The organism is Anaerococcus sp. HMSC075B03 (assembly GCF_001815585.1).
Classification (GTDB): domain Bacteria; phylum Bacillota; class Clostridia; order Tissierellales; family Peptoniphilaceae; genus Anaerococcus; species Anaerococcus vaginalis.
In genome coordinates this window covers 14,757-32,162 of record NZ_KV821179.1, presented here as the reverse complement: position 1 = coordinate 32,162, position 17,406 = coordinate 14,757, and the positions used below count along the sequence as shown (strand labels likewise).

Below are 17,406 nucleotides of genomic sequence, written 5' to 3'. Positions count from 1 at the left end.
AAGTCTGTTTTTTACTGTGGTTTTTTATTACGGATATACAAATATGAAGGCCAACTATGGTTATTACATGGCTTCAAGCTTTTATCATGGGGAGATTAAAGAAGAACTTTCAAATGAAGATGTTGAAAAGTTAAAATCCATTGAAGATATAGACTTGGTCGGAAAAATGTCTCTTAATCCTGATAATGGAAAACTTGCTGACGACTTAGTCGTTATAAACTACCAAGACCAAGCAATCAATAAGATGAGAGAGTATTCGAGACTTACCCACGGCAGATTTGCTGAAAAGGAAGACGAAATTGTACTATCTGAAAGCCTAGTAAAGAAAAATAAACTTAAAATAGGCGACAAACTAGAACTTGATTTGGGCAAAAGGTTTCTAAATGGCGAAGAGATAGGTCCCACAAGTGCAAATACTGACAGAGAAAAATTTGAGAGCCAAGGTTCTAAAAGCTTTACTTTAGTTGGTGTTTACGGAGATGTCTACAACAAGTACAGTAAACTGAATTTTGCTCTAGGGTTACAAGATAAAATGCCTATATTTAGAACATTTATAAAGTTTAATTCTTTCGAAGAAGCTTACAAAAATAAAGATAAGATGCAAAATGAAATAAACAAAATACTTGGTAAAGATGTTCATTTAGAATTTTCTAAAAGTCTTATAAACTATTATGGAGTAGAAAACGAACCCTTACAAAATATAATGAGCCAGGCTGTTCTTGTTCTATCAGTTCTTGGATGTATAGCAATCTTTGTATTTTTTATAAAAAATATATTTTGGGTTTGGGGACTAAGGAAGATTAGAGAGCTTTCTATTTATAAGTCTATAGGATCTACCAATGGACAAATTTATTTCTTACTTCTAAAGGAAGGACTTATTATAACTGCAATTCCAATACTTTTAGGACATACTGCAGGATTTTTCTTTATGTATTGTTTGTATAAAAACATAACAATAGGCGAAGGAGTAAGTGCCTTTGAAGTAATGAAATTTAATCCCTTATTAAGTTTGGCAATACTTGTAGTTTCCTTTGTGATTGTAGCACTAGCTATTAAATCCCCTGCGAAAAAGATTTCTAAAATAAACATTATAGACGGCATAAGAGGAAATATAGACTTTTCAAAGTCTAAGAAGAAAAGAGCCAAAGATTTTTGGAAGGAATTAAAACTCAACAACTTGGCATCAATAAAATCACAACGATATATTTCTGCAATAGGGATAATTATAATTTCGGTTTTTATAATTATCATAGGCATCTCAACATACTACAGAAATTTTTCGCATTACGATGCTGGCTATAATTTTTCCGTGGACTATTTTAGTGAAAATAACCAAGTCCCAAAAATATTAAAAGAAATTGTAGATAAAATTCCTAACGAAAAGTCTTATATTTCAAAAGATAAGTATGTTCAAGTAGAAAACAATAACGAATTCTCAAAAGAAGCAAAGGCAGTTGGATTAGATGAGGAAGCGAAAAAGAATATAAAAAAATATAAGGCAAAGGGTATGGATGGGTTTATCATCGCCTTAGAAGAAAAAGACTTAAAAGAACTTGGAGGAAAGAAGGGCGAATTTGTCCTCTACAATACAATTCAAGAAGATTCCTCTATTCCAATAGCAAAGGCAAAGAGAATTCCATATTTTGAAAACCCACAGACTTTAGACATTAACTTTGAAAATGATTATAATAAGACTATTAAAATTTCAAAGACTATAACAGATTTGGGAAAATATAAGTCGAGAACAATGCCCTTTGATGTAAAAGTTTATACAGATTTTGACACTTATTTTAAACTGATGGAAGAGTCCGGCGATGAAAAATATTCAGAGTATGCCTATACTTTAAATATGAAGGTAAAAGATTCTGATACCAAAGATGTAAAAGAATATGTAGAGGCCATGATTAGAAGTAAAATCTCACCAGAAGATCGCTTTAATATCACAACAGGTGAGGAGACCGCAAAAAATGAATATAATGATTTGAAAAGTCTAATAAAAATTGTAATAGGAATTGCATCAATCATCTTTGTACTAAATATCACCAATGGATACTCATCCATTAATTTAAGTCTCATGAGCAGAAAAAAAGAAATCGGAAGTCTCTACTCATGTGGTATGGATGTGGATGAGTTAAAGAGTATTTATCAAAAAGAATTTATTGGAGAGCAGTTAAAGTCCTTTATAATTTCTATTATGGTTAGCTTAGGAGTTATGTTTATAATATCGATAATCGCTTCTGATTTAAGAATGAGTACTTTAATAAAATATTATGAATACAAAAGTTTCTTAGGATTCTCACTAGTCGTCTATGGTATTAATCTAATCATCTATCATTTTTCATTAAAGAGAATATTAGACAGACCGACCATAGATTTAATTCGAACAATATAATTTCAAAGTAAGAGAAGTTTATGAAGAAAAAAGTAAAAAATTATTTGTAGTTGGAATCGCAATTTTTGCTCTTTCTTACCTACTTCCAGTCGATATATTTGAAAGCTATACCAGTATAAGACCAACTGGACTCACATCAATGTTTGTCTGCCGAATTATTGGACTAATAGGTTCAATATTTGGGGTAAAGGTAAAGGACAGATTATTTATAGTGTTGAATATTATGTTAATCTTATTACTGCCTATAGCCATGTTTGTAGGTCATCTATATAAGTAATATAACTAAAACAAGAAAATAATAACCTAAACAGCTCTTTTATGGGCTGTTTTTTATGTGCTTAAGAATGATATAATAGATCATAAGATGAATACTAATTGGACATATTTCCACATACGAGGCTTTTGAAAAAAATTAAATTTTATCCATACTAATCCACTCCAGCCATATCTAGTGCGTATGTCTGCTGTCAAAAGTAAAGAATTAAAACGAATAAATATCGAGAGTAGCGTATTTATGGGTTATTTTGAGACTAGATAAAAGCTCAGGAAAGTTTGTATTTCCAATAGGGCATTGAAGACTGCGTGTGTTATTATATTTTTACTAAAGTTAGAAATCGGAGTCTGTTTTACGTAGTTATTTTTGCCATTTAGGCTTAAATATAAATATTAATTTTAAGGAGAGTGCTTTTTGATCAAGTACAACACAATGGAGATTGTAGCGTAACCGGGAGGTTGCAGATACAGTCAAATACAACCTCCCGCAGGAATGCAGTTGAAGTTAACAACATTAAGGAAGAAATAAAGAATGAATAAAAATAACATTACAATACGTTTGGAGAAAAAAGAAGAATACCGTGAAGTAGAAAATCTTGTAAGAGAATCATTTTGGAATGTGTACCGTCCCGGTTGTCTGGAGCATTTTGTTCTGAATCAATTGCGAAATAATTCTGACTTCATTGCAGAACTGGATTATGTGATGGAGCTTAATGGTAAGCTGATCGGACAGAACATTTTCATGAAAGCGGTAATCAAGGCTGATGACGGAAGGGATATTCAAATCGTGACTATGGGACCTATCTGCATCACACCCGAGCTCAAGAGGAAGGGATATGGCAAGGTATTGCTGGACTATTGTCTTGATAAGGCTGCAAAGATGGGATTTGGTGCAGTATGTTTTGAAGGTAATGTTGACTTTTATGGAAAGAGTGGATTCACTTATGCTAGCAAATTCGGTATTCGTTATCATGGACTTCCAGAGGGTGAAGACGCATCGTTCTTTCTTTGCAAAGAGTTGATTCCGGGTTATTTAGATGGCGTAACTGGAGAGTATGAAACACCTGCAGGATATTTTGTAGATGAAGCAGAAGCTGAAGAGTTTGATAAGGGTTTTCCATACAAAGAGAAACTTAAGCAACCGGGACAACTTTTCTAAACGAAAAAGATTTATGATGGCGGGGAGATAAAATCTCCCTGTCTAAAATCGGTAAATTCAAGTTTGCAAAGATGCAAACCTTGGATAACTTAGTTATGACAAGCGGTTGGAAGATAAACCAAATTAAAGGAGTAAAAATGGAAAAAAAGAATCTGTGGCTGATATTAACAATTATCGCGTTCATTGCGCTTATTGCTTCCATATACATGTCCTATAAAACAGGAAAAACGGAGTACGCATGGATTATTGGTACGATGCTTTTCGGCATCGGATGTGGAAACAAGTACAAAAAGGAAAAATAAAAGGACGATTAGAAAAGCAAAACAAGTGCCAATTGGAGGTATAAAGCGGATCCATCGGAAGTCATGGTGCTTCACCCATCGTAATCGATCCCGGAAAAAAGGGAAAAGGCTATGGCAAAGCGTTTTTGAAATTTTATGAAGACGATGCGTTGAAAAATAATTGTAACTAGTTACGCATTGATACGATTGAAAAGAATAAAGTTGTCAGAAGAACCTACTAATCGTTGGGCTATAAAGAAATCGACATCCTTCTTTGCGCCTTTAACGGGCTGGAAGGTGCCAACTTGGTCTTAATTGAAAAAGCTTTAAAAAAATAGGATCTAAACGAATATAAGAAAGACCGGATTTATTTCCGGTCTTTTATATTATCTTCTTTTTTTTATAGAACCTAGGAGGCCTCTTGCGATTTCACGACCAATGGTTCTCGTAATGGTGCCGAGCATGGAGTCGATGCCCTTATCGAAGTAAGTCTTTTGGCTTCGGTTGGATTTTTGTGCTTTTTCGAATTCTTTTTTTTGAGCATCAAGTTCTTTCTGTCTTTCGGCTTCTGATTTTTCTTTTTCAGCTTCAAGCTTTTCTCTTTCAATTCTTTCTAAAAGAATTTCGTAGGCGGATTGTCTGTCAATTGCTTCCTTGTACTTTGTATAAAGTGGAGAAGAATTAACCAAGACTCTATACTCCTCATCGGTTAGTGTTGAAAAGGATGAGTGGGGTGGAAGAATCATTGCCTTGTCTGCCACAGTTGGTGCCCCACTTTCATCGGCAAATGAAACCAATGCTTCTCCGGTCCTAAGATTTATGATTTCTTCTTTTATATCCATGGATTCATCTTGTCTAAATGTGTCTGCAACAGCGTTTATAGCCTTTAGTTCCTTTGGAGAATAAGCTCTTAGTTGATGTACGATTCTGTTGGAAAGTTGTGATGAAACGGATTCTGGTATGTCGAGAGGATTTTGTGTGATGAAGAAAACGCCCACTCCTTTACTGCGCACGAGACGAACGACTTGGATAATCTTGTCCTGTAAAACTTTTGGCGTGTTGTTAAATAGTAAATGTGCTTCGTCAAAGAAAAATACAAGCTTAGGTTTGTCCAAATCTCCAAGTTCTGGGAAGTTTTCATAGATTTCTGAAAGCAAGTATAAAAGAAGCATGGAGTAGAGAAGTGGATTTGAAATCAATTTTGTGGCATTTAAAATATTTACAACACCCTTACCACTTGTGTCTGTTCTAATAAAATCTCCTATATCTATCGCAGGCTCTCCGAAGAATAAATCTCCGCCTGCATCTTCAATAAACAAAAGCTTTCTAGAAATTGCAGAGAGACTTTGACTAGCCACATTGCCGTAAGTCCTACTAATCTCGTCCCTATTTTCACCGACAAAATTTATCATCTGTTTAAGATCCTTTAAATCGATTAATAGAAGACCCTCACTGTCGGCAACTTTGAAAATAATATTTAAAACCCCAGCCTGAGTATCGTTTAGGTCTAAAATATTTGCGAGCATAAGAGGCCCCATCTCTGAAACAGTGACCCTAAGTGGAATTCCTTTTTCGCCGTAGATATCCCACATATTTACAGGATAATTTTTAAAATCAAAATTAGAGATACCAAGTTCTTCAAGCCTTGAATTTAATTTGTCATTCATTTTGCCAGACTTTGAAATATTTGCAAGATCGCCCTTCACATCCGCAAGGATAGTTGGAACTCCAGCGTCAGATAGACCTTCCGTAAGCACCTTTAGAGTGACAGTTTTTCCAGTTCCAGTAGCACCGCTGATCAGTCCGTGTCGATTTATTTTATTTAAAAGAATATAGTTTTCCTTATTCCCATTGCCAATCAAAATTTTGTCCATGAGAACCTCCTTTCATAACTAATTTCATTATAACATAACAAATTAATATATAGAGGAAAACATGAACATAAATATATCCTGAAAAAGATGTAAAAGAGTTATCATTTATATATTGAACAAGTAAAAAATTTCAAAATACAGGAAATGAAGATGAAAGATTACCTAGTTTAAGAAGATATGAAAGAATATATATAATTTCATCGTGGGCATGTAATATTATAACTATTAATTAGCTTATAATCATTGATTTGTGCTAAAATAATTTTAGTATTATCCAGATTCTCAATGCCAAGCCTTCGGATAAGAGTATTTCAATTTGCTAGTTGTGGAATTGATGAGAAGATAATTGACATTTAAAGAGGAAGAATTCAAGGTGATAAAATGTTAACTATAAAAAATATGAGTAAAACTTATAATGTTGAAAAACTTACAGAAAATGATATTGAAACCATATACAGATTATGCCAAGGCAATAAGTTATATTATCGTTACTGTCAAGCAAAGATAAGTAGAGAACAAATCTTAAGTGACCTTTACCTAAGACCTGAAGGAGTAAATGAAGATAATAAATATTATTTAGGATTTTTCAAAGATGAACTTTTAGTTGCCGTTTTAGATATTTTAGATGGCTATCCAGACGAAGAAACCTGTTTTATTGGATTTTTTATGGTAAATATTTTATACCAAGGCCAAGGGATAGGAACTGAAATTATTCAAAGTGTTCTAGCTTATATTACAAAAATAGGCAAAATAAAAGTTCGCCTAGGCATTGACAAGGAAAATCCCCAGTCAAAAGCTTTTTGGAAAAAGAATGGATTTAATCTTATCAAAGAAGTAGAAAGATCAGGAGGAACAATTTTACTTGCAGAAAAAATACTTTAGTAGGTATTAATTAATTTAGATAAATATATATTATTTTTTTAGAGTACTAAGTTTATGTCAAGTCCATAATTTTGTGTAAAATTTACTAGCACAATATTATGGACTTTACTTTCTTATTATAATAAAAAATTAACAAAATATTAATAAAATTATAATATAGATTTAAAAACATTTTGAAATTATATTGTTTAGGAGGGGAAAATTAAAAATAGGGTTAAAATTACTTTTAAAAGAAAAGTTTGTATCTGTAAATAATTTTGTGTATCAAGCTAAATCCTGACATTGATGTGTACCCATAAAACTGGACACAAAATTATTTACAGACCATCTTGGGACTGCCTTTATTTTTTTCCATTTTTTAAATCAAATTTATTCGGACCATACAAATATATATGCGTATATATTTAAACTCATATAAGATGTGGGCGTATAAATAAAAAATTAATTTTAATCACAATAATCGCATTTTAAATTGTGATGTTTGCAAGCTAAATTACGGACTTCACTAGGAAGTTTTCCTTTATATCTTTTGTAATAAATGGAAAATTTGCTATGGGATGTGTATCCAACAGATTCTGCAATTTCCTTTATAGGTAGTTCGGTATTTAAGAGAAGAGTTTCAGCTACATTCATTCTTTTTCTTTGGGTGTATTCTGTAATGCTTTGACCATATTTTTCTTTGAACAAATTTTTTAATTTTGTTCCGCTCATTTTAGATATTTTTTCAAGGGTTTCTTGATTTACATTCATGGCGAAATGATCATCCAAGAATCTTACTACATCTTCAAGTGCTTTATTATCATCAGATTCAATTTTATATTTTTTTCTATTTAAGTAGGTATCTATTACAATACTTACCCATTCATTTGCTTTGGCTTTAAAGAAAAAATCAGCGGCAGGAGAGTCCATCTTACAATTTAATATTTCCATTGCCACTTTTTCTAAGGCCTTTGTAAGTATAATTTGATTAGTTTGAAGTAAGGTCGAATAAAAAGATTCTGGATTAATGTTAATCGATAATAGGTGTTTTTCCAAAAGTTCTCTTTTAAAGCCTATAGAAACAGCAAGATAATAAGAATTCTCGTGTAATAAAAATAGAAAGTCATCTTTTATATTATCAAAATCAAAAGTACATAAAGAGTTTGCGGTAATAGTTTGATACGGACTAAACTTTTCTCCGTTTGCACTGACAATGTAACTTGAATAAATTGAAACATAGTCTGCCATACTATAGGTATTATTTTGAATCACTTCCTCTCTGATATAAAAATCATGGACATCAATAATAAATCCATCTCCTTCATAAAACCAATATAGACCATCTGCATAAGTTGAATCCTCTTTTTTCCAACAAAAAGTGTGACCTGCACTTGAATACTTTTTATTGTTTTTACATTCATCTACTTTCATATAATCTTTTACAAAATCATAGTAACTCATAATCCACATATCCCTTTTAGACAATATTCCAATTAGCTTTATTAATTCAAAACTATTGTATTATTAATTATAGCCGATGTATAATAGAAAAGCAATGATAGTTATTATCAACTAAGAAAATTTATATCTAAAAGGAACATCAAAGAAAGGAGATATGATTATGAAGATTTACAAAAAACTATTTGCGTATGTACAGGATAAAAAATATCTTGGGGTTTTAGCTATAGTTTTTTCTGCTATATCTGCTGCACTTACAGTATATGGATATTATTTAATCTACAAATTTCTGGATAAGTTAATAATTAATTCAGATTTATCTGGTGCAGAGAGCTTAGCATTAAAATCTGTTATCACACTAACAAGTGGAGCAATATTTTATTCTGTTTCAGGAACATGTTCTCACATACTAGGTTTTAGGCTTGAAACAAATTTAAGAAAAAGGGGGATAGACGGCTTAGAGAAAGCAAGTTTTAGGTTCTTTGACTTAAATCCATCTGGTCAAATAAGAAAGATCATAGATGACAACGCCGCGCAAACTCATCAGGTTGTAGCCCACATGATTCCAGATAGCTCTCAGGCAATAGTTACACCCGTGCTTATACTTGCACTTGGCTTTATAGTAAGTATAAGGGTTGGAATCACTTTACTTGCTCTTACAATAATGGGCGGCTTAATTTTAGGGGCGATGATGGGCGAGCAAGAATTTATGAAGATATACCAAGAAGCCCTATCTAAACTAAGCGCTGAAACTGTTGAATACGTAAGAGGAATGCAAGTTGTAAAAATATTTAGAGCAAATGTAGAGTCATTTAAAAGCTTTTATAAGGCGATAAAAGATTACTCAAAATATGCTTATGATTATTCACTATCTTGTAAAAAGCCTTATGTTTTGTATCAATGGTTATTTTTTGGTTTGATTGCAATTTTAATTATTCCTATAGTTTATTTTATGGCTAGCTTAGGCAGCACCAAGGTGATTTTACTTGAGCTTATCATGATTTTATTCTTATCGGGAGTTCTCTTTGTTTCATTCATGAGGATGATGTGGTACTCTATGTATATTTCTCAAGGCAATTATGCAGTGGATACTTTAGAGGCTCTTTATAAGGATATGCAAAAAGACAAATTGGTCCATGACAATGTCAATAATTTTAAAAACTATAATATAGAATTTGACAATGTTAGCTTTGCTTACAATGATAAGGCTGTCATTGAAAATTTATCCTTTAAATTAGAAGAAGGAAAGTCCTATGCGCTAGTCGGTTCATCGGGATCAGGCAAATCGACTGTAGCAAAACTTATATCGGGTTTTTACAATGTTAATGAAGGAAGCATAAAGATAGGCGGCGTAGCAATAAGTGAATACTCTGACGAAGCCTTAATTAAAGCCATTTCCTTTGTTTTTCAAGATTCAAAATTATTCAAGAAAAGTATTTATGATAATGTCGCTTTAGCTAATAAAGATGCAGGCAAAGATGACGTTATGAGAGCCTTAAAATTAGCAGGATGCGATTTGATACTAGACAAATTCCCAGAAAGAGAAAATACAATCATAGGCTCAAAAGGAGTTTATTTATCAGGTGGAGAAAAACAAAGAATTGCAATTGCTAGAGCAATTTTAAAGGATTCCAAAATTATTATTATGGATGAAGCATCAGCATCTATTGACCCAGATAACGAGTTTGAATTGCAAAAAGCTTTTAAAAATCTGATGAAGGATAAAACAGTTATCATGATTGCACACAGACTATCTACAATTAAAGACCTTGATGAAGTTATTGTAATGGATAGTGGAAAAATTATAGAAAGAGGTTCTGACAAAGAATTAATGTCAAGTGATACAAAGTATAAGAGACTGCAAGAACTCTTTAACAGTGCGAATGAATGGAGGGTTTCAAATGAAGGAGTTTTATAAAAAAAGATTTGCTCTTACAGATAAAGGAGCAAGAAATTTAAGTAAAGCAACACTGGCTTCATTTTTCGTTTATTGTATAAACATGCTTCCTGCGATATTACTAATGATTTTTGCTCAGGAAGTTTTGGAAAATATTGGTAGAAGCAAGGGCTTTTATATAGTATTCTCAGCCTTGACCTTGATAGCAATGTATATTTTGCTTTCTATCGAATACGATAAATTATACAGCACAACATATCAAGAAAGTGCAGATTTAAGAATAAGGACAGCGGAGAATTTATCAAAACTACCTCTATCATACTTTTCTAAGCATGATATTTCAGACCTAGCGCAAACAATCATGTCTGATATTGAAGGTATAGAGCATGCAATGAGCCACTCGATACCAAAAGTGGGCGGTATGGCACTCTTCTTCCCACTAATATCCATTATGATGCTAGTGAGCAATGTCAAGATGGGTTTAGCTGTAATTATTCCATCACTTTTAAGCTTTATATTTATACCTTTATCTAAAAAAATTCAGGTTAAGGGACATAAAAGATATTATGATATTCTAAGAAAAAACTCAGAAAGTTTTCAGGAAAATATCGAAATGCAAATGGAGATTAAAGCCTATGGCTTATCAGAGGAAATGAAAGAAAAGCTCTATGAAAAAATGGATAAAAGTGAAAAAGTGCACTTAAAGACAGAGATAGGACTTATTTTAACTATGTCTATATCTTCAATATTTAGCTTCATATCCCTTGCTGTTGTAATACTTGTAGGAGTTAATTTAATTATCAATAAAGAGATAAGTCCTCTCTACCTTGTAGGATACTTACTAGCAGCTATGAAGATAAAAGACTCTTTAGATGCTTCTAAAGAGGGCTTGATGGAGATATTTTATTTATCGCCAAAAATTGAAAGACTAAAAGAAATTGAAAATCAAGATTTACAAGAAGGCGATGACTATAATTTGAAAAAATTTGATATTGATCTAAAAGATGTTGAATTTGCTTACAATAAAGACGCAAAAGTTTTAAATGGGGTAAGCTTTAGAGCTAAGCAGGGAGAGGTTACTGCTTTAGTAGGTGCAAGCGGATGCGGTAAAACAACTATCTTGAAACTTATATCAAGACTTTATGATTATGATGAAGGACAAATATTAATTGATGGCAAAGATATAAAGGAAATATCAACAGAATCCCTTTTTGATAAGGTGTCTATTGTTTTTCAAGATGTAGTTCTCTTTAATCAAAGCGTTATGGAAAACATTAGAATTGGAAAGCAAGATGCAAGCGATGAAGAAGTAAAAAGAGCAGCAAAACTTGCAAACTGCACAGATTTTATAGAAAAAATGGACAAGGGTTTCGATACGGTTATTGGTGAAAACGGTGCTGAGCTATCAGGCGGAGAAAGACAGAGATTATCAATAGCCAGGGCCTTCTTAAAAGATGCACCGATATTGATCTTAGACGAGATAGCAGCAAGCCTTGATGTTGACAACGAGAAAAAGATTCAAGAGTCTTTAAATAATTTGATTAAAGATAAAACTGTTGTAATCATTTCACACAGAATGAAATCCATAGAAAATGCTGACAAGATAGTAGTTCTTGAAAATGGAAAAGTAGAAAGTGAAGGCAACCATGAAGAGCTTTTACAAAAATCAAAAGTTTACAAGAATTTAATAGAAAAGACAAAAATGGCAGAAGAATTTATTTATTAGGAGGACTACAATGGATAATAAAAAATTAAAAGTAAAAGATTTAGTAAGTATCGGTGTTTTTGGCGTAATTTATTTTGCCTTGATGTTTGGTGTTGGTATGATGGGAATGATTCCGATATTGTTTTTAATATACCCAACAGTTTTGGGCATAATTGCAGGAACTGTAGTTATGTTATTTATGACTAAAGTTCAAAAACCATGGGCATTATTTATATTCGGTATGATATCTCCACTTGTGATGTTTGCTGCTGGACATACCTACGTAGTTGTAGTTCTATCGCTTATCGTTATGATAATAGCAGAGTTAATTAGAAAAATTGGAAACTATAAGTCATTTAAATATAATATGATATCTTATGCCATTTTTAGCACATGGATTTGTAGTTCTATGATGCAAATGCTTTTAGCAAAAGAAGTATATGTAGAACATTGCAAGATGATGGGGGATGACTATGTAGTAGCCTTGGAAAAACTAATAACATATCCTCATATGGCTTTAGTAGCTTTAGGTGCTTTTATAGGAGGAATTATTGGGGCATATATAGGAAAGGCTCTGTTGAAGAAACACTTTGAAAAAGCAGGCATTGTATAATGCCTACTTTTTCTTCAAATGCTCCCTTTAATCCAAATCCAATCAGTAAAATATTAGTAGTATTCCTTACAGGGTTAACAGTAATGCATGGAATAAATATCTGTTTTGAATTTGCGATTATTTGTATATTTTTAATATTGTTTTATTTGAATGGGTACAAAAAAACACTTTTTAAATGGATAGTTTTATGTTTAGTGCTATATTCTTTACCTAATTTTATGATTCTATCTACACTAAACCCAATACTTAAAATGTTTTTAAGTATACCTATTGTCTTTAGAATGTTTTTATTGCCATTTATGGCAGCAAGCTTCATGATAAAGACCTCTGATGTAGGCGCAATAATTTCATCGATGGATAAGCTTAAAATTTCAAAAAATCTATCCATACCTATTGCGGTTATGTTTAGATTCTTCCCATCCTTTAAAGAGGAGAAGAAAAACATCAAAATGGCTATGAGAGTAAGAGGTATAAATTTTAAAAATCCAGTCAAATATCTTGAATATGTTTCAGTTCCACTGCTTATTATATCTTCGAATATAGCAGATGACATTGCAAAAGCGGCAGAAACAAAGGCAATAGAAAATCCAATTGCTAAGACCAGGTATATCCATGTAAAGATACAACTAATTGATTTTATTTATGTTTTACCAGTTGCTGGATTTATTGTGGGAGGCTTAATATGGTAGAAATAAAAAATTTAAGGCTTGATTATGGTGAAGAAAAGATATTAGAAGATATATCTTTATCAATAGCTGGAGGAGAATGTGTACTCTTTACAGGTAAAAGTGGAAGTGGGAAATCATCTTTAATAAACTCTATTAATGGATTAGCTGTAAGGTATGATAATGCGAAAATAAGTGGGGAAATAATTATTGATGGTAAAAATATAAAAGATTTGGAACTTTATCAAATCTCAATGCTTGTCTCAACTGTTTTTCAAAACCCTAAGACTTATTTTTTTAATGTCAATACGACATTAGAGCTATTATTTTATTTGGAAAATATAGGTCTTACAAGGGAAGAAATGGATGTGCGTTTGAAGGACATGCTTGAAATATTCCCGATAAAAAATCTTTTGAACAGAAATATATTTAATCTATCTGGCGGCGAAAAACAAATACTTTGCATTGCGGCTTCTTATATAGCAGGCACAAAGTTCGTTGTTATGGATGAACCCTCATCGAATTTAGATATTAAAAGTATAGGTGTTTTGACTAATATGCTTAAAATACTTAAAGACAAGGGCATAAGCATAATTGTAACAGAGCATAGAATTTATTACTTGATGGATATAATTGATCGTGTCTTTTTAATAGATAAAGGAAATCTTAAAGAATCTTATAGTAGAAGTGAATTTCTAGAGTTAGATACAAGACAATTAAAGGACTTAGGTTTAAGGGACAAAAAGCTAAGTAAGTTAGAAGTTCCATATTTAAAAGATGGTGGAGAGTATCAGATAAAAGATCTTAGCTACAAATTTACTGATGATGAGTGTTTAAGTGTAAAAAATATTTCTTTTAAACTTGGTAAAATTTATGGCATAACAGGATACAACGGACTAGGAAAATCAACGCTCTTAAGATGTTTAATAGGTCTTGAGAAAAAATCGAAAGAAGAAATTTATTTTAAGGGAGAGAAGCTATCTAAAAAAGGAAGACTCAAAAACTCTTCACTTGTTATGCAAGATGTAAATCATCAATTATTCACAGATGAAGTATTCAAAGAGCTTAGCCTTGGAGTAAAGAATTTTGATGAAGGAAAGGCAAAAATCATCTTAAAAGATTTAGGCCTGGACGAATTTATTGAAAGACACCCAATGAGCTTATCAGGAGGGCAAAAGCAAAGACTTGCAATAGCATCTGTTATGTGTAAGGATTCTCCATTTGTCTTTTTTGACGAACCTACAAGTGGTATGGATTATTCCAATATGGAAAAAATATCTGAGCTAATAAAAAAATATAGAAATAAAGATAAAATAATTTTTATTGTGTCCCATGATATAGAATTTTTAAATGAAGTGGCAGATGAGATTTTTAAATTGTAAAAGAAAGTCGGGTCTGTAAATGATTAAATATTGTGTCCAGTTTTATGGGTACAATTCAAAAAGCAAGTGCTATGTCAATTTTTTCTTAAGTTAATATGTACTTACTATTCTTACTAATATACAAAATAAAGATATATAATGGAAAATATAAAAGAAAAAAGGATGTAGTTATGAGCTGTTCCAACATAAAAGTTAGACCTAAAAACTAACTTGAGGAGGTCGGTTTTTATGGCAAAATATAGCACAGAATTTAAAATGAAAGTAGTAAAAAAATATTAAGAATCTAGAAACTCATATAAATATTATATACCTAATAAAATTTTAATAAGAAGATGGATCAATGACTTTAAAAAGGGAATTAAAGGACTAAAATCTAAAAGAAAACAAAAATAACAAACTATAATCATCAGCAAAATTAACTATTGAAGAAGTTAATTTATTAAATGAAGAACAATTAAAAGAAAAAATAAAGAAATTATATTTAAATCCATACTTAGATATGTACAACAGTGAAATATTAAGCTATGAAATATAAAAACAACCAAAACTAAAGCTAATTTACCAGTAGAAAATAGAAAGAAGAATGTATCATAAAAAATTTTATAGGTAGAAAAAAACTTAAATAAAAATTATTCTATTAATATATAAGTTTAAATTTGCTGATTAGTGAATACTGTACTAAGATAATTTACATAATATTATGGACTCTATCTAAATATTTATCTACTAATAAATTATTTAAAATCTTAATAGGAATATGAAAATAACTCTTGAATTTTAGGAATCAAAGGGTTATTTTTTGATGATAAAATTTAACGTTCAAAATTGTTTGACAGTATAGTAAATTTAAGTTACAATAAAGAAAATAAGATATGGAGGTGTATTTTGAAAGAAGTTCATATTTTAAATTCGTTGGAAGAAATTAATATTGTAAGTGATCCTTTAAGACTTAAAATAATTATGACTTTAGGAACTAGTCCAAAAAATGCCCAAGATTTATCAGATGCTCTTGGGGTAAGTAGGTCAAAAATTCACTATCACTTAAAAATTTTAGAACAAAATAAAATTATAGAAGTCGTTGATACTGAACTTATTAATGGAATCACTCAAAAATATTTTTTGCCTGTGGCCAAGGCTTTTATTCCTAATAGTGAAATATTTAATAAAAATTTAGAAGAGAAGGTATTTTCTTTTAAAATTTCTGGCAAATCTTATAAATCATTCGAAAAAGAATTAAATGATTTAATAAAAAAATACAGTCAAAATGATGATACCCAAGAAAGTTTTCAAGTACAAATTTATAAATTATCTTAAAACCAGTAAGTTAATCCTTACTGGTAAAAAAATACACAACAGTCAAATAAATCAAAACGTTAAATATAAGGAGAATGTTAAAAATGATTAAAAATAAAGATTTTTATGTCCTGCTTTTAGGGCGACTAATAACAAATTTTGGAGATAGCCTTTATGCTATTGCATCAACTCTTTTAGTTTACAAAATGAGTGGATCTACAATTTATTCGGGCCTTACTCTTTTTCTTACATCATCAACAGCAATATTTCAATTACTATTAAGTCCAATTTTGGATAAAATTAATATGAAAAAATTTTTGATTTTATCTCAATTTTTTCAAGCAGTTTTAATTTTAATTATTCCATTTTTGTATAAATTTGGAAAATTGAGCGTCTATCATATTATGGTAATAATGCCAATAATTTCATTGATTAATCAACTTGTTTATCCAGGTCAAATATCTCTACTTCCAAAAATTTTATCTGAAAAAGAACTTGTTACAGGAAATTCTTTGATGACTATGGCTTACCAAGGATCAAATGCAATTTTTGATACCCTTGCAGGTTTTATAATTTCATTGTGTGGTTTTATGACAGCTTTTTTTGCTGATTCTATAAGTTTTATTTTGACAGGGATTTTATTTTGTTTTTTATCAAAAAAACTTAGCCATTCCCAAAAAAGAGAAGAAAAATCAAAAGAAAATCTAATAAAAAATCACTTCAAATCTCTTAAAGATGGAATTTATTTATTTAAAGATTCAAGAATTTTTGCCCTAGTTCTTGGAATAGTTTTTATTAACTTTTCTGCTACATCAATAAGTGCGGTTTTACCTGCTTTTGCAAAAAATGAAATATTTTATAGTTTAATGCTTGCAGGAATGGGAGCAGGTCTTTTACTTGGGTCTTTATTTGCAGGATTTCCAAAATTAAAAGAAATATCTTTAGGGAAATTATACATTTATGGAATGATGATTGTAGCTTTAGCTTGGATACTTTTTTCTAATTTTCAAAATAATATAAAAATAGGAGTAGTTTTGTATGGGCTTGGTTGGTTTGTTGTAGGAGTCGTAAATGTTTATGCTCAAACCATGGTTCAAATAATAGTTCCAAGCGAAAAAATCGGCTCTGCTATGGGAGCTATGGTTGGAATTTCTACTTTTATGGCGCCCTTAGGAGCCTTATTTGGTGGATTTTTAGGAGAATATTTATCAAGTTCAAAGGCTATCTTTATTGGATCTTTTATTATATTTTTAGTTGCTATCTTTTGGGCATTAAATAAAAATATTAGAAAATTGCCTTCAGTTAATAACTTTAATAATGTTTTGTAAAAAATTAATTAAAAATAAGCTTTATTTTTGTACTAATATAATGACATTCTATTTACTATGAACGAATTTAACAATATAATGAAACAAATGGATGAGATTAAGGCAATACTAATTTAAATATAAGAACAGATAAAGCTATAAAAAAATTAGTTTATAAAACTTACTAATAGGTTTAAAAATATCTAAAAATTTGCAAAAAACAAGAAAAAATGAGTATGTACGGAT

At 30.8% G+C, this 17,406-nt stretch carries 14 protein-coding genes; 12 read left to right on the top strand and 2 right to left on the bottom strand.

Going from position 1 to position 17,406, the window contains the following annotated elements:
- The 4 genes from HMPREF3045_RS04130 to HMPREF3045_RS09305 form a co-directional block, all read left to right on the top strand.
- Positions 1-2,392 (top strand): ABC transporter permease (locus tag HMPREF3045_RS04130; protein WP_070737173.1); only part of this gene is annotated, 2,392 nt, incomplete at its 5' end.
- Between the two features lie 55 nt (positions 2,393-2,447).
- Complete coding sequence (locus HMPREF3045_RS09425) at positions 2,448-2,669, top strand: hypothetical protein (protein ID WP_083316579.1); 222 nt, start codon at positions 2,448-2,450, stop codon at positions 2,667-2,669.
- Positions 2,670-3,197: 528 nt separating this feature from the next.
- A complete protein-coding gene (locus HMPREF3045_RS04125; protein ID WP_070737172.1) occupies positions 3,198-3,824 on the top strand; it encodes a GNAT family N-acetyltransferase in 627 nt (208 codons plus the stop codon).
- A 137-nt stretch (positions 3,825-3,961) separates the two neighbouring features.
- Positions 3,962-4,126: a hypothetical protein gene (locus HMPREF3045_RS09305; RefSeq protein WP_180363005.1), complete on the top strand. Its 165-nt coding sequence runs from the start codon at positions 3,962-3,964 to the stop codon at positions 4,124-4,126.
- Between the two features lie 365 nt (positions 4,127-4,491).
- On the opposite strand, the gene HMPREF3045_RS04120 is transcribed toward HMPREF3045_RS09305, so the two are convergent.
- Positions 4,492-5,979 (bottom strand): helicase HerA-like domain-containing protein, encoded by a 1,488-nt coding sequence (locus HMPREF3045_RS04120; RefSeq protein WP_070737171.1) that lies wholly within the window; start codon positions 5,977-5,979, stop codon positions 4,492-4,494.
- A 381-nt stretch (positions 5,980-6,360) separates the two neighbouring features.
- Here HMPREF3045_RS04120 and HMPREF3045_RS04115 point away from each other — a divergent pair, with 381 nt between their 5' ends.
- A complete protein-coding gene (locus tag HMPREF3045_RS04115; RefSeq protein ID WP_070737170.1) occupies positions 6,361-6,861 on the top strand; it encodes a GNAT family N-acetyltransferase in 501 nt (166 codons plus the stop codon).
- 447 nt (positions 6,862-7,308) lie between these two features.
- Here the strand turns inward: HMPREF3045_RS04115 and HMPREF3045_RS04110 are convergent, their stop codons facing one another.
- On the bottom strand, positions 7,309-8,301 hold the full coding sequence (locus HMPREF3045_RS04110; RefSeq protein ID WP_070737169.1) for a helix-turn-helix domain-containing protein: 993 nt from the start codon (positions 8,299-8,301) through the stop codon (positions 7,309-7,311).
- Between the two features lie 160 nt (positions 8,302-8,461).
- Between HMPREF3045_RS04110 and HMPREF3045_RS04105 the strand changes: the two genes are divergently transcribed.
- From HMPREF3045_RS04105 to HMPREF3045_RS04075, 7 genes are all read left to right on the top strand, one after another.
- Entirely contained in the window at positions 8,462-10,216 is a 1,755-nt protein-coding gene (locus HMPREF3045_RS04105) for an ABC transporter ATP-binding protein (protein ID WP_070737168.1), read from the top strand.
- Positions 10,200-11,921: an ABC transporter ATP-binding protein gene (locus HMPREF3045_RS04100; protein ID WP_070737167.1), complete on the top strand. Its 1,722-nt coding sequence runs from the start codon at positions 10,200-10,202 to the stop codon at positions 11,919-11,921. Before HMPREF3045_RS04105 ends, HMPREF3045_RS04100 begins: the two co-directional genes overlap by 17 nt.
- A gap of 10 nt (positions 11,922-11,931) precedes the next feature.
- Complete coding sequence (locus tag HMPREF3045_RS04095; RefSeq protein ID WP_070737166.1) at positions 11,932-12,513, top strand: MptD family putative ECF transporter S component; 582 nt, start codon at positions 11,932-11,934, stop codon at positions 12,511-12,513.
- A complete protein-coding gene (locus HMPREF3045_RS04090; RefSeq protein ID WP_070737165.1) occupies positions 12,513-13,202 on the top strand; it encodes an energy-coupling factor transporter transmembrane component T family protein in 690 nt (229 codons plus the stop codon). Before HMPREF3045_RS04095 ends, HMPREF3045_RS04090 begins: the two co-directional genes overlap by 1 nt.
- Complete coding sequence (locus HMPREF3045_RS04085; RefSeq protein ID WP_070737164.1) at positions 13,196-14,560, top strand: ABC transporter ATP-binding protein; 1,365 nt, start codon at positions 13,196-13,198, stop codon at positions 14,558-14,560. The genes HMPREF3045_RS04090 and HMPREF3045_RS04085 overlap by 7 nt, the downstream gene beginning before the upstream one ends.
- Before the next feature lie 885 nt (positions 14,561-15,445).
- Positions 15,446-15,874, top strand: coding sequence for an ArsR/SmtB family transcription factor (locus HMPREF3045_RS04080; RefSeq protein ID WP_070737163.1), 429 nt, complete (start codon positions 15,446-15,448; stop codon positions 15,872-15,874).
- A 74-nt stretch (positions 15,875-15,948) separates the two neighbouring features.
- Positions 15,949-17,181, top strand: coding sequence for an MFS transporter (locus HMPREF3045_RS04075; protein WP_070737162.1), 1,233 nt, complete (start codon positions 15,949-15,951; stop codon positions 17,179-17,181).
- The last annotated feature ends 225 nt before the right edge of the window (positions 17,182-17,406 follow it).